This is a genomic window from Rhodococcus sp. 05-2254-5 (assembly GCF_002258575.1).
Classification (GTDB): domain Bacteria; phylum Actinomycetota; class Actinomycetes; order Mycobacteriales; family Mycobacteriaceae; genus Rhodococcoides; species Rhodococcoides fascians.
Genome location: NZ_NOZG01000007.1, coordinates 245,663 through 258,121 on the forward strand (window position 1 = coordinate 245,663; position 12,459 = coordinate 258,121).

Consider the following 12,459-nt stretch of genomic DNA (forward strand, 5'->3'; position numbering starts at 1 on the left):
TGTCGTGTTCAGGTACACCTCGAGCATGGCCGGTTCGCTGGAGCGCAGACAGAGTCGGAAGTCCCTCGGCTCGAGCCGGAATGCCCTCACTGCTACCCCTGGGGGGTATGTCTTGCTATCGTCGGTGACATGCAGTCAGTGATCCGACGCCGTCGTCCGGGCTTTGCCTCGGCGACCGGATTGTTGATCGCGCTGACGATCCTCGGGGTACTGCTGATGCATTCGGTGACGCCGACCACGTCGGCACAAAGCGAGCATGCGGCCATGGCGTCGGCGACCCACCACGAGGACCCGGTTCAGGTGGCAGTCGGTGAGCACGACTGCCCGTCGGCACATCAGATGATGCATCCGTGCGCGGGAACCACCGTGTCGTGGGCTGCGCTGTCGGTCCCGGTGACGAGCGTCGATGGCGTCCACTCGGTCATGTCGGAGGACGGTATCGGTGGGCGCGTCCATTCCATATCGGAGCGTGCGCCGCCGTGGACTCTGTGGGAGTTGGACAGATCGGTGACCTTGCGAGTGTGACAGGCAGCCCGGTGGACGCACGACCACCGGCGGATCGACATACCTAGATCCCTGTATTGCACACTCGTTCAAGGAGTTTCATATGCGTACAACACTCGTCGCTTCGCTGGCTGCCGCCACCGTGAGCGCATTCCTCGTCGCCGGCTGCAGTAGCGACACCACGTCGGATTCGTCGACGACGACTACCTCATCGGCTTCCGTTCAGGATTCGGCATCGGCATCGGCATCGGCATCGGCGGAGTTCAACGACGCCGACGTCATGTTCGCGCGGATGATGTACCCGCACCACGCGCAGGCCGTCGACATGGCTGAAATGGTTCAAGGTCGCACCGGCAATCCGGACGTCGTGGCACTGGCGTCGGCGATCCAAGCCGCGCAGCAACCGGAAATGGACCGGATGACGGCCTGGCTCGCCGAATGGGGTCAGCCCGCACCCCCGTCGGACATGGGCGAGATGAGCGGAATGGACCACAGCTCGGGTATGGGCATGATGTCCCAGCAGGACATGGACGCCCTGACCGGTCTGTCGGGCCCGGAGTTCGACCGTCAGTGGCTGACGATGATGATCGAGCATCACGAGGGCGCGATCGAGATGGCGAACAACGAGATTGCGGACGGCTCGAACCCCGACGCGCAGGAGATGGCCCGCACGATCGTGGCCACGCAGCAGCAGGAAATCGACACGATGCAGCGGATGCTCGGCTGATCCGTTGTCGGTACGTTGCCGGGCCGCACCCCAGACCGGGGTGCGGCCCGGCGGGGGACGGCTGCATGCCGTTGCCCTCGAGTACGCTGTGACGCGCGAGGAATTGTGTTCTGCGGGTCGGATCGAGGGAGAGTATCGACGATGTCACGTCCACGGGTCCTGGTCCTCGGCGGCGGCTTCGGCGGGTTGTATGCAACCCGCCGGCTGCACGGTTCGGATGTCGACATCACCGTTCTCGAACGAGGCACCTCTCACGTCTTTCAGCCGCTGCTCTATCAGTGCGCAACCGGCCTTCTCTCCGAGGGCTCGATCGCCAGCCCGTTGCGGCACCTGTTGCGCAAGCAGAAGAACGTGAAGGTGGCTCTCGGTGAAGCGACCTCGGTAACAACCGTGGGCGATGGCGGAGTGGTGACGGCGAGCCGCTTCGACGGGTCGACGTTCGAGTTGCCGTACGACTATCTCGTGGTTGCTGTCGGAATGCAGCAGGCGTATCACGGCCACGACGAATACGTGCAGTGGGCGCCGGGCATGAAGACCCTCGACGACGCCTTGGCGATCAGGCGAAAACTGATCTCGGCATTCGAGATGGCCGAGTCCCTGCCCACCCCCGAAGAGCGTCGCCCCTGGCTCACCTTCGCCGTCGCCGGTGGAGGGCCCACCGGAGTCGAATTGGCCGGGCAGATACGGGAACTCGCCACCCGGGCGTTGGCGAAGGAGTTTGATTCGATCCACCCGTCCGAAGCGCGCGTTCTGCTGTTCCACGGCGGTGACCGAGTGCTCGAATCGTTCCCCGACTCCCTGACGAAGAAGGCCCAGCGCACCCTCGACACGGTCGGAGTCGAAACGCATCTCGGCGTTCACGTCACCGACGTCACGGCCACCGACGTCGAGGTGACGGCCAAGGCCGAACCGAAGACCGTCACACGCCACGACACTCGCACCGTGCTGTGGACCGCAGGCGTCGAAGCGGTTCCGTTCGTGAAGAATCTGGCCGACGCCCTGGGCGTCGAACAGGACAGGTCCGGGCGGATCGCCGTGCAGCCCGACCTGTCCGTGCCGGGTCACCGCAACGTGTTCGTCGTCGGCGACATCATGGCGTTGAACGGTCTGGCCGGTGTCGCCGAAGTGGCGATGCAGGGTGGACGTGCAGCAGGCGCGGCAATCGCAGCAGATGTATCCGGTTCTGCGCGTTCGGATTTCAAGTATCGAGACCTGGGCACTGCCGCCTACATCGCCCGCGGCCACGCACTGGTGCAAGCCGGGCCGCTGAAGATGTCGGGATTCCTGGGCTGGGTGTCGTGGGGCGTCATCCACATCGCATTCCTGGCCGGTAAACGCAACCGAGCTGGAACGCTGATCAACTGGGGCGCAACACTTCTAAGCGGAACACGACGTGAACGGGCAATCACCTACGGAGACCCGGAAACGGCGCGCAAGCCGTACAACTGACCTGAGCGCCCACTATTTGCACTCTCGCACGGAATCCCGCTTTCGAGGGCGAATTGTGGACACTCAGATCAGTTGCCGGCGGTGTCGACGGGGTCAGCCGATGCCGGGGATGTAGCCGGGATAGACGAAGTGCCCTGGACCGCCGCCGGGGAGCAAATGACCCGTCGAACCCGGGTAGTCCATACTCAGCGGAATGAGCTTGTGCGGGTTGCCGTTCGAGTCGGCCTGCCAGCACTCCAGCAGTACGCCATGGAATCCGGTGCAGACGATGCGAGTGCTGTTGCCGTAGGGCGAGGTCAGTCGATTCTCGCTGACGAAGGGATTCCAGTAGTCCGGGTCCTGAGGAGTGAGGAACACTCCGGTGACGTCCTGCGGAGCAGTCGGGCTCGAGTACGGCGGCGCGACGGGCCATTCGTCGGCGTTGGCGGTACCGACTCCGAGTGCGGCGGCACCTGCGACGACAGCAACCGTGACGGCGATACGACGAATCATGAGCACTCCTGACGTTGGGTTCGCGTCGAATAGACCACACATGGCCGTCGATTGGGAAGCCCTCTACTGCCGATCGGAGACGACTCGATCAATGTCGTTGGGACTGTGTTCTATTGCGTGCTGCACCCCATCGCTGTCGGATTGCTTCTCGGATCGGCACGAGCGACGCGCACGGTGGCGTCGACCATCGGTCCGCTCGTACCGTTCGCGCTGACGCTGTTCTCGGTGTCGGCACCGGTGCCGCCGCGGGTGTTCGGTTGGACGGATGGGACATCCGAGGACTATGTGCCGCCCATTGTCTGGCTGTATTCGCCACTTCCCGTCGGCGTTGTCGTGGCGGTGATCGTCATCCTGGTGTGTCTCGTCCTCGGTTCGAGGGCCGAGCGCGAGCATCACGATCGCGTCTCGGATTCGTCCGGTCCATAACGCTCGGGACGTTTGCTCGAGGTAACGTCACCTCATCTTCGGCCGATGTAGAAACTCGACCGGTGTAACTCGACGAAAAGGTGAAACAGCGTGCCACGATCTCGACGACACGGCTTCCAGCGATTCGGTTCGGCTGCGGCCGTCGCCCTCGCAGTGGCGATTCTTCCGACCGCGCTGATGACGCCCGTCGCGTCCGCGGACGAACTGCCCGCCGCAACGACTCAGTCGAGCAACGGCTCGCGAATCGAATCGGTGAACACCCTCGACGGCCGCCAGGTTCAGCTCCAGGTGTACTCCGCGTCGATGAACCGCACCATTCCGGTCACGGTGCAGCGCCCCGCCGACGAGAGCGTGTCGCGTCCGGTGCTGTACCTGCTCAACGGTGCAGGCGGCGGCGAGGATGCGGCATCGTGGCAGTCGCAGACCGACGCCGAGGCCTTCCTGTCGGACAAGAACGCCTACATCGTGACTCCGCAGAAGGGCAAGTGGTCCTACTACACCGACTGGCTGCAGGACGATCCGAAGCTCGGCAGCAACAAGTGGAGCACCTTCCTCGGTGAAGAACTGCCTCCGCTGATCGACGCCCAGTTCGACACCAACGGTCGCCAGTCCCTGGCAGCGTTGTCCATGACGGGCACATCGGTTCTCAACATCGCGATCAAGTACCCGGGCAAGTTCACCGGCGTCGCGGCCTACAGCGGTTGCGCACAGACCTCGGACCCCATCGGTCAGCAGTTCGTCAAGCTCGTCGTCGAGACGTACGGCGGCGGAAACGTCGAGAACATGTGGGGCCCGCTCGACGGCCCCGTGTGGCGCGAGAACGATCCGCTACTCAACGCCGAGAAGCTGCGCGGCACCCAGATCTACATGAGCACCGGCAGCGGACTGCCCGGCATCCCGAACGACACCTTCGCCAACCCGCGCCTGAAGAACGACCCGGCGACGCTCGCCAACCAGGTCATCGTCGGCGGCGGCATCGAGCTGGCCACCAACTTCTGCACGTCCAACCTGGCCAAGCGTCTCGACCAGCTGGGAATTCCGGCAACTGTCGACTTCCGTCCGGTCGGCAACCACTCCTGGGGCTACTGGCAGGACGACCTGCACAAGTCCTGGCCGTTCCTGGCAGGATCGCTCGGCATCTGATTCCTTCTTATCGAAGACGGCCACCCGCACCTCGTGTGCGGGTGGCCGTTTCTCGTTGCGGGGACAGGTATGACTGCGATCGAATCGAACGTATGATCGAACGATGGCACGACGCGCTCAACCTCGACCCGCGTCTGCCGTGCGTCCGTTCAAGATGCTCAGACCACCACTCAAGGTGTGGATCGATCTGAACGTCCTCTACCCGCTACCGCCACATCACGCGTCGAAGTTCAATCCGGAAGGCTTCGATGTTCGACGCGTGGTCCCGGGGGATCTGGTCGAATGGTCCATCACCGTCGACGGCGATTGGTTGGGTCGCGTCACCTACGAACTGATGTCGCGAGACCGGAGCGAAACCGTCACACACTGGGTGCCCAGCCGGGCGCTGAAACCGCTGTAGAACGAGCGAAAGCCCCGCCCGAAAACGAGGCGGGGCTTTCGGGTGATCACCTTCAGAAGCTGTGCTTACGCGCCTTCTTGGCGAGCTTGCGGGTGGTGCGCTTCGACGGAACGAACAAGTGTGCAGCGCTGCGTCGACGGTTGCGGCGACGGATCAGCACGAATGCGACGGCACCGGCGGCGGCTGCAATGGCAGCGATGATCGGAGTGCCGATCTTGGCGGCCTCGGCCACATCCTCGCTGTCGATGTTGCGGACCGTGGTCTTCACGTCGTCGGCGACGGCGGAGGCCTTCTCGGCTGCCTTGTCGGCGACCTGGGAGGCCTTCTCCTTCACGTCGTCGACGTCGACGTTCTCGACCTTGTCCTGGACGGCGCTCTTGACGTCTGCGGCGGTCTCGGCTGCCTTGTCGGCAACGTCTGCAGCTGCGTGCTTGGCCTGCTTGGCAGCGCCGGCCGCGGAGTCGGCAACGCTCTCTGCGGCGTCGGAAACCTTGTCGGCAGCCTGCTGAGTGTTGGCCTTGGCCTGGTCGGTGGCCCCTTCGGCGCGAAGGCTGTCGTCACCGGTGGCCTCACCGGCCTTCTCCTTCGCAGTCCCGGCCAGTTCTTCTGCCTTGTGCTGAGCCTTGTCGATGAAGTCGGCCATCGGTATCCCTCTTTCGTGTAGGTCGTCTCCGGAAACCGGAGCGGTGACGTCGCGGACGACGCCGGTAAGTATGAGTCGAACTCGACGGTCCGAAACATACGTCCGACCACGGGTGTTTCGGGTCACTACGACGAGTAGCCGTATTTGTGCTGCTCGGCGTGCTGTGACTACTTCGTCGAACGCGGCCACCACGTTCGACGGCGTGCGCGCGTCGCACGTGCCGAGTAGGCCGTCGACAACGAGCGCCGATCGAAGTCCAGTCCCGACCCTCTCGACGTGAGCAGGATCAGCGCGATGACTCCCGCAGCCCCGACCGCCACGGGAGTCATCGGCTCCTGGTTCCGGTTGCGTTGGGCGTACATCCAACGAAGAGAGTGCGGTTCATGACAGCTCCTGTCTGTGATGTGCTGAAGGCTGCCATTGACACCGCCACCAGTCAATGGCACATTATGTGATGTTAGTCGCGGTGTCGCTGCTCGGTCGGCGTCCGGGCGATGGTGTTCGGTGAGACAGCGAGGCGCGTCGATGAATGCAGATACTTGGCCCGAGGTCGACGGTTCGATCCACGACAACTTCAGGGATGTGCTCATCGTCGGTGCGGGTATTTCGGGAGTCGGAGCCGCGTATCGCTTGCAGGAGATGGCACCGGAGCTCAGCTACGCGATCCTCGAAGGGCGCGAGCGAGCAGGCGGTACCTGGGATCTGTTCCGGTACCCGGGAATTCGTTCGGACAGTGACATCTTCACGTTCTCGTTCCCGCACACGCCATGGCAGGGAGACACTCTGCTTGCTCATGGCGAAGACATTCGCAACTACATCGTCGATACCGCCTACGCCAACGGGATAGACGAGCACACGCACTTCTCGACTTCGGTCGTTGCGGCGAACTGGGATTCGTCGACCGACCTGTGGACCGTCGACACACTGTCCGACGGCGTGCCGCGGACGTATCGAAGTCGATTCGTGTTCTTGTGTACCGGCTACTTCGACTATTCGGGTGGGTACACCCCGGATCTTCCCGGGATGGACGAGTTCACCGGGCAGGTGGTGCATCCCCAACAGTGGCCGGAAGGGCTCGACCACTCCGGGAAGAGGGTCGTCGTGATCGGGAGTGGCGCGACCGCAATCACTTTGGTGCCTTCGCTTGCGGTCGATGCTGCGTCGGTGACGATGCTGCAGCGTTCACCCACGTACATTGCGTCCCTGCCGATGACCGATCCGTTCACCACACTCACTCAGCGTGTGCTGCCGGACTCCCTCGCGCACAGTGCACTGCGGTGGCGCAATGCGCTGTTGATGGTCGGCTCGTATCAGCTGTGTCGACGTGCGCCGAAGACGGCCCGCAGGGTGTTCCGGGCGATGACGAAGGCGCAGCTTCCGCGTGGATACGACGTCGACAAGCACTTCAAGCCGACGTATGCCCCGTGGGACCAGCGGCTGTGCGTCGTGCCGGACGGCGATCTCTTCAAGGCCATTCGCTCCGGCCGCGCGACCGTGGTGACCGACCGGATAGCCGAGATCACCGCCGACGGGATCCGGTTGGAATCTGGTGACGAGATCCCCGCCGACATCATCGTCACCGCAACCGGATTGAAGCTCCAGGCGTTCGGGGGTATCGAATTGTCTCTGGACGGTGAGCGGCTCGAGGTGCACGACAAGTTCGTCTACAAGGGTCACATGCTCGAGGACGTACCCAACGTTGCATGGTCCATCGGGTACACGAATGCATCGTGGACGCTCAAGGCCGACATGACGGCGCAGGCAGTAGCCAAACTGTTGGTGTACATGCGGTCTCACGGCTACACCCATGCGATCCCGGACCGACAGGGCAAGGCCGTGGACTCTCGTCCGGTCGTCGACCTTGCCTCCGGATACGTCACGCGTTCCTTGAACGAGCTACCCAAATCGGGGACCGAACGTCCCTGGTCGGTGCGGCAGAACTACATTCTCGACAGGATCGACGCACGATTCGACGATCTGACGGAATCGATGACGTTCGGCCGAGCGGACAACGCCCGTGTGGCGGGGGCGGATATCGCGCCCGTATACCGCATCTGGCCGAGAAAGGTCGGCACGCAGTGACTTCCGACATCGACGGTCTGACCCTCGCGCACACCATCCGGGGTGAGGGCCCTACATTGGTGCTCATTCACGGCATCGTGCACAGACAACATGCGTGGGACAGTGTCGTCGACATACTGGCGCGGCATCGACGAGTGGTGACGGTGGACCTGCCCGGTCACGGCGCGTCACCGGACTTGCCCACCGAGGAATTCGACCTGGGTCCGTGGATCGTGGCCGAGTTGGAGCGATTTCTCGACTACGTTGCGGTGGACGGCGAGAAGCCGCACGTGGCCGGTAATTCGTTGGGTGGATACTTCGCGATGGAACTTGCTGCCCGCGGGTCGGTCGCCTCGGCGACCGCCCTGTCACCGGCCGGTTTCTTTCGCGGACACTGGGATCAGACTCGGGCGCTCTTCGTGTTCCGTCTGTTGCGGGCGTTGTCTCGAGTGATGAGCCCGATCGCACCGACCGTCATGCGTTCGGTCGTGGGACGCACGATCGCCAACGCTGTGTTCTACGCCAAGCCGTGGCGAGTTCCCGCGGCAACGGCCACGATCGACGCGCTCAGCATCACTACCAATCGTGCGATCGACGCGGCCGGAAACGCAGTGCCGCGCTTCAGCGTTCCGGTCGACGAGTCCGTTCCTGTCACCGTCGCGTGGGGACGTCGGGACCTGGTGTTGCCGGTGTATCAGGCACCGCTGGTGCGTCGAACGTTTCCGCAGGCAAAAGTTCGCACCTACTCGGGGCTCGGGCACGTTCCGATGTCGGACGATCCGGAGTTGGTCGCCTCGATTCTGTTGAAAGGATCACGAACCGTCTCGCGCTCGGCGTGACCGTGCCGGAGAAGGTCGACGGGCGAAGCCATCGGTGGCACGATCACCGGATCACTCGGCGCCGTGAACTACTCGATTGCACACTGGCCGCCATTCGTCGGCATGGGCACGACATCGGGATGGACGAGATCGCCGCGGCGAACCACGTCTCGAAAACTGTTCTGTACAAACACTTCGCCGACAAGAAGGGGCTCGCGAACGCCGCGATGGCGCGATACGTCGAGACTGCACTGGTGCCTCGGATCCGGGACGCGATCTCCGAGGATCTCGACGAATATCACCTCACCCGTGCCGTTATCACTGCCTATGTCGCGACGGTCGCCACCGATCCCGAGATCTACATCTACGTGCACGCGAACAATGCGGTCGGTGGCAACCAGGACATCGTCACCGCATCGGAAGAACTGATCGCAGAGTTGCTGACGACCGTCATCGCCGACAGATTTCGAGAGCGGGAGTTCTCGACGGCCGGCGCGACGCCCTTCGCTTTCGCCATGATCGGTGCGGTCCGGTTGGCGTCGCACTGGTGGATGTTCGACCGGACCATGACGGTCGACGAGCTCATCGACTACCTCACCATGATGGTCTGGGGCGGTATCGCGGGGATTGCACGAGCCTCCGGCTCCGCCGCGGCGTTCGCCTCGAAGCCGCATTCGTTGACGCTCGAGGGCTGAGCGCCCTCCTCCGGGATCAGCGGTCGAACACCGCACGAACGCTTGTGGAATCGGGTACGGACTGGCAGGCCAATCGGACACCGTGCTGCAGTTCGTACTCGTCGAGAGTTTCGTTCGCGAGCATGGTCACGGTGCCTTCGGTGAGTGTGTAAGCGCAACCGCCACATGTTCCTTCGCGGCACACGTACGGCGGGTCGAGACCCAGCTCGAGAAGTCGGTCGAGCAGCTTCGTGTCTGCATTCCAGGTGAACTCGGTCTCCATTCCGTCGATCTCGACCTGAGCGGCCACGGAGTTCGCGCCGGGTTCGTCGGAAATCGACGCGCCCCTGGCCTGAAACGGATTCGAGTCGAATGAGGAGAACACCTCGCGGTGTGTTCTGTGCGCCGTCGTACCGGTGCGAGCGAGCCACTCCTCGGCGACGTTCATGTATTGCGTCGGTCCACAGAGGAAGGCCTCGCAGTCGGACGGAGTCGTCACGTTCATCGAGGCCAGTCCGGCAGCGGTGGGTAACCCCGATTCCGAGGTGTACCAGTGGTGAACGTCGAGTCGTTCGGGGAAGCGCGACTGCAGTTCGGTCAGGTGCTCTGCGAAGATCACCGAGCCGCGGTTCTGGTTGGCGTAGACCAGGGTGATTCGATTCTTGTGCTGCAACAGAGCAGTTTTGAGGATCGACATCATCGGGGTGATGCCGCTGCCGGCGGCGATGAGGACGAAATCCACGTCCCAGCCCTCGGGTCCGAACATGCCCGACGGTTTCAGCGCTTTGAGTCGCATCCCGCGAACAGCGTTGTCGTGCAACCAGTGTGATGCCAGTCCGTCCTGGATTCGCTTGACGGTCACGGTGGGGTATCGGTCGCGTACCGGAGAGCTGGAGAAGGAGTAGCAGCGGGCCACCGTGCCGCCGTCGGTGCACGGAATCTCGAGGGTGAGGAATTGGCCCGGCTCGTACCGAAAGTGCGCTTCCCGGTGTTCGGGGACCGCAAAGCCGAGGGAGATCGCATCCTCGGTCTCGCGGGTCACCTCGGCGATCTCCAACTCGAAGAATCTGTCCTCGGGACCGATGGCAGACGCATCCGGTTCCGTCGGTGGATCACTCCTGAACATCGTCACGTGTGCTCGCTCCCTTGCGCTTTCAGTGTTGGACGCCACTGTCGCACACTTCGCCACTAAATAATAGGCCATTGACAAATGGCGAATAGCGGGTGAGGGTGATGACGTGACTCCGACCACCGACGACGACCACCTGCCTCGCTGCGCATTCAGGGCTGGGTCTCGGCGAACCCGTCTGGCTGCCTTGATGACTCGGCTGATTCTGCGTCCGATGACGAACCTGCTGCCGACCTCCCGCGGCGGCATCGAGTTCTCTCGACGCCTCGTCGCCACCTCGATGAAGCTGTTCGATCCCGTTCCGAAGGGCACCGGAGTGGACCTCGTGGCCGAAGGCCCGGTACGCGGCGAGTGGGTGCGAGCACCCGGCCTGTCGCCCGGGCCACGCGTGATCCTCTACATCCACGGCAGTGCGTACGTCATCTGCTCGGCGCGCACACACCGCGGTCTGACCGCACGATTGTCCTCCTCGACCGGCCTGCCGGTGTTCACGGTGGACTACCGGCTGGCTCCGGAACACCCCTTTCCTGCCGCAGCCGACGACCTCGAAGCCGCGTACCGCTGGCTGCTGGGGCAGGGGTACGACGCAGCGAACATCGTCATCGCCGGGGACTCCGCCGGCGGACACCTGGCCGCCGACCTGATCATCGAGAACGACCGAACCGGGACGCCGCAACCGGGAGCAATGGTGCTGTTCTCGCCGTTGATCGATCTCGACTTCGAGCTCTCGGCGCGGATGGAGCGCACGCGCAAGGACCCGATGATCTCGGCGAAGGCAGCGCGAGGACTCGTTGCGCTGTACACCGACGGCCACGACGCGAACCTCCCGCGCCTTCGGCTCGATCTCGCGCGTGTGCGAGATCTACCGCCGACGCTGATTCAGGTGGGCGGAGCCGAGATGCTCCGGGGCGATGCGCGACACCTGCACTCCATGATCGACGCGGCCGGCGGAGAGAGCGAACTCGAAATCTGGCCCGATCAGATGCACGTGTTCCACGCTCTCCCGAGGTTGATCCCCGAGGCCGAGCATGCACTCGAGCATGCAGCCGAGTTCATCGCCGATGCGCTCGAAAGCCAAGTTGTACAGAATGATTCGAAAGAACAGGTGAGCTGATGAAAACCAAGTCCGGAAGACCGTCGTACGGGTCGAGAGTGGTAGTGACCGGTGCAGGCAGCGGCATCGGCCGGGCGTTCGCACTGGAACTGGCTCGACGTGGAGGAGCCGTCATGTGCGCCGACATCTCGTTGCCGCGAGCGCAGGAGACCGTCGCGATGGTGAACGCCCTCGGCGGCACCGGATACGCCGTCGAGTGCGATGTGTCGATCCGCGAGAACGTCGAGGAACTGGCCCTGCGTGCAAGTATCGAGTTCGACGGACCCACCACGGTGCTCATCAACAACGCAGGCGTCGGAATCGGCGGAAAGCCCGTCGGCAACATCGGTTTCGAGGACTGGAACTGGGCCTTGGGAATTAACCTCTGGGGCGTGATCCACGGCTGCGAGGTGTTCACGCCCGGGCTTCGGGCCGCGGGTGAGGGCGGGATCATCAACGTCGCGTCCGCCGCCGGCTTCGCCGCTGCGCCGCTGATGGGTCCGTACAACGTCGGCAAGGCCGCAGTGATGAGCCTGTCGGAAACGATGGCGGCGGAATTCTCGGGTACCGGTGTGCGGGTGTCGGTTCTGTGTCCCACCTTCGTCAAGACCAACGTTGCCGTCGACGGCCGGATCACCGCGAGTTCGTCCCGACTGGCCGAGTTCGCGATGCGCTGGACCGGACGGTCTCCCGACAAGATCGCTGCCAGAACGCTCGATGCATTCGACCGGGGCCGGCTCTACGTCGTGCCCCAGTTCGACGCCAAAGCTGTCTGGCGGTTCAAGAGATTGCTGCCCGCCGTGTACGTGCGCTTTCTCGGCTTGCTCAATCGTGTGCTGCCCGCCGAGCAGCAGCCGGCGAAGAACGAATCCCTCACCTCGACAACCACAGGAGCCTGAC

General features: G+C 63.6%; 15 protein-coding genes. 11 read left to right on the forward strand and 4 right to left on the reverse strand.

Features of this window, described 5'->3' with window-relative positions; genetic code table 11:
• Window positions 1-129: 129 nt before the first annotated feature.
• From CH278_RS06505 to CH278_RS06515, 3 genes are all read left to right on the forward strand, one after another.
• Complete coding sequence (locus tag CH278_RS06505; RefSeq protein ID WP_057473555.1) at window positions 130-525, forward strand: DUF6153 family protein; 396 nt, start codon at window positions 130-132, stop codon at window positions 523-525.
• An 82-nt stretch (window positions 526-607) separates the two neighbouring features.
• Window positions 608-1,231: a DUF305 domain-containing protein gene (locus CH278_RS06510; RefSeq protein WP_057473556.1), complete on the forward strand. Its 624-nt coding sequence runs from the start codon at window positions 608-610 to the stop codon at window positions 1,229-1,231.
• A 141-nt stretch (window positions 1,232-1,372) separates the two neighbouring features.
• Window positions 1,373-2,680: an NAD(P)/FAD-dependent oxidoreductase gene (locus CH278_RS06515; protein WP_032371852.1), complete on the forward strand. Its 1,308-nt coding sequence runs from the start codon at window positions 1,373-1,375 to the stop codon at window positions 2,678-2,680.
• A 93-nt stretch (window positions 2,681-2,773) separates the two neighbouring features.
• Here CH278_RS06515 and CH278_RS06520 read toward each other — a convergent pair whose 3' ends face one another.
• Window positions 2,774-3,172, reverse strand: a complete 399-nt coding sequence (locus CH278_RS06520) for a hypothetical protein (protein WP_094621693.1) — start codon at window positions 3,170-3,172, stop codon at window positions 2,774-2,776.
• 117 nt (window positions 3,173-3,289) lie between these two features.
• Between CH278_RS06520 and CH278_RS06525 the strand changes: the two genes are divergently transcribed.
• The 3 genes from CH278_RS06525 (at window position 3,290) to CH278_RS06535 (ending at window position 5,141) form a co-directional block, all read left to right on the forward strand.
• Window positions 3,290-3,598, forward strand: a complete 309-nt coding sequence (locus CH278_RS06525) for a hypothetical protein (protein WP_143536221.1) — start codon at window positions 3,290-3,292, stop codon at window positions 3,596-3,598.
• A gap of 177 nt (window positions 3,599-3,775) precedes the next feature.
• Window positions 3,776-4,741 carry an alpha/beta hydrolase gene (locus tag CH278_RS06530; RefSeq protein ID WP_205914390.1) on the forward strand — a complete coding sequence of 322 codons (966 nt, stop codon included), beginning with the start codon at window positions 3,776-3,778 and terminating at the stop codon, window positions 4,739-4,741.
• Between the two features lie 103 nt (window positions 4,742-4,844).
• On the forward strand, window positions 4,845-5,141 hold the full coding sequence (locus CH278_RS06535) for a hypothetical protein (protein ID WP_027495602.1): 297 nt from the start codon (window positions 4,845-4,847) through the stop codon (window positions 5,139-5,141).
• A 52-nt stretch (window positions 5,142-5,193) separates the two neighbouring features.
• Here CH278_RS06535 and CH278_RS28210 read toward each other — a convergent pair whose 3' ends face one another.
• Together CH278_RS28210 and CH278_RS27395 are read right to left on the reverse strand one after the other, a co-directional pair.
• Complete coding sequence (locus tag CH278_RS28210) at window positions 5,194-5,784, reverse strand: CsbD family protein (protein ID WP_094621483.1); 591 nt, start codon at window positions 5,782-5,784, stop codon at window positions 5,194-5,196.
• A 167-nt stretch (window positions 5,785-5,951) separates the two neighbouring features.
• Window positions 5,952-6,113, reverse strand: a complete 162-nt coding sequence (locus tag CH278_RS27395) for a hypothetical protein (protein ID WP_155291285.1) — start codon at window positions 6,111-6,113, stop codon at window positions 5,952-5,954.
• 196 nt (window positions 6,114-6,309) lie between these two features.
• On the opposite strand from CH278_RS27395, the gene CH278_RS06550 reads away from it, so the two are divergent.
• The 3 genes from CH278_RS06550 to CH278_RS06560 are packed head-to-tail and all read left to right on the forward strand — an operon-like array spanning window position 6,310 to window position 9,358.
• Entirely contained in the window at window positions 6,310-7,866 is a 1,557-nt protein-coding gene (locus tag CH278_RS06550) for a flavin-containing monooxygenase (RefSeq protein WP_094621485.1), read from the forward strand.
• Window positions 7,863-8,684: an alpha/beta fold hydrolase gene (locus CH278_RS06555; protein ID WP_373557320.1), complete on the forward strand. Its 822-nt coding sequence runs from the start codon at window positions 7,863-7,865 to the stop codon at window positions 8,682-8,684. Before CH278_RS06550 ends, CH278_RS06555 begins: the two co-directional genes overlap by 4 nt.
• Window positions 8,681-9,358 (forward strand): TetR/AcrR family transcriptional regulator, encoded by a 678-nt coding sequence (locus CH278_RS06560; protein WP_094621486.1) that lies wholly within the window; start codon window positions 8,681-8,683, stop codon window positions 9,356-9,358. The genes CH278_RS06555 and CH278_RS06560 overlap by 4 nt, the downstream gene beginning before the upstream one ends.
• A gap of 16 nt (window positions 9,359-9,374) precedes the next feature.
• On the opposite strand, the gene CH278_RS06565 is transcribed toward CH278_RS06560, so the two are convergent.
• A complete protein-coding gene (locus tag CH278_RS06565; RefSeq protein WP_081701570.1) occupies window positions 9,375-10,463 on the reverse strand; it encodes a ferredoxin--NADP reductase in 1,089 nt (362 codons plus the stop codon).
• A 112-nt stretch (window positions 10,464-10,575) separates the two neighbouring features.
• On the opposite strand from CH278_RS06565, the gene CH278_RS06570 reads away from it, so the two are divergent.
• Entirely contained in the window at window positions 10,576-11,580 is a 1,005-nt protein-coding gene (locus CH278_RS06570) for an alpha/beta hydrolase (RefSeq protein ID WP_306436689.1), read from the forward strand.
• Window positions 11,580-12,458, forward strand: coding sequence for an SDR family NAD(P)-dependent oxidoreductase (locus CH278_RS06575; RefSeq protein WP_094621487.1), 879 nt, complete (start codon window positions 11,580-11,582; stop codon window positions 12,456-12,458). The genes CH278_RS06570 and CH278_RS06575 overlap by 1 nt, the downstream gene beginning before the upstream one ends.
• The last annotated feature ends 1 nt before the right edge of the window (window position 12,459 follow it).

Excerpts from the sequence above, each read along its gene's own strand:
- CH278_RS06505 (WP_057473555.1), top strand. The coding sequence starts at position 130 with ATGCAGTCAGTGATCCGACGCCGTCGTCCGGGCTTTGCCTCGGCGACC.
- CH278_RS06510 (WP_057473556.1), top strand. The coding sequence starts at position 608 with ATGCGTACAACACTCGTCGCTTCGCTGGCTGCCGCCACCGTGAGCGCA.
- CH278_RS06515 (WP_032371852.1), top strand. The coding sequence starts at position 1,373 with ATGTCACGTCCACGGGTCCTGGTCCTCGGCGGCGGCTTCGGCGGGTTG.
- CH278_RS06520 (WP_094621693.1), bottom strand. The coding sequence starts at position 3,172 with ATGATTCGTCGTATCGCCGTCACGGTTGCTGTCGTCGCAGGTGCCGCC.
- CH278_RS06530 (WP_205914390.1), top strand. The coding sequence starts at position 3,776 with ATGACGCCCGTCGCGTCCGCGGACGAACTGCCCGCCGCAACGACTCAG.
- CH278_RS06535 (WP_027495602.1), top strand. The coding sequence starts at position 4,845 with ATGGCACGACGCGCTCAACCTCGACCCGCGTCTGCCGTGCGTCCGTTC.
- CH278_RS28210 (WP_094621483.1), bottom strand. The coding sequence starts at position 5,784 with ATGGCCGACTTCATCGACAAGGCTCAGCACAAGGCAGAAGAACTGGCC.
- CH278_RS27395 (WP_155291285.1), bottom strand. The coding sequence starts at position 6,113 with ATGACTCCCGTGGCGGTCGGGGCTGCGGGAGTCATCGCGCTGATCCTG.
- CH278_RS06550 (WP_094621485.1), top strand. The coding sequence starts at position 6,310 with ATGAATGCAGATACTTGGCCCGAGGTCGACGGTTCGATCCACGACAAC.
- CH278_RS06565 (WP_081701570.1), bottom strand. The coding sequence starts at position 10,463 with ATGTTCAGGAGTGATCCACCGACGGAACCGGATGCGTCTGCCATCGGT.
- CH278_RS06575 (WP_094621487.1), top strand. The coding sequence starts at position 11,580 with ATGAAAACCAAGTCCGGAAGACCGTCGTACGGGTCGAGAGTGGTAGTG.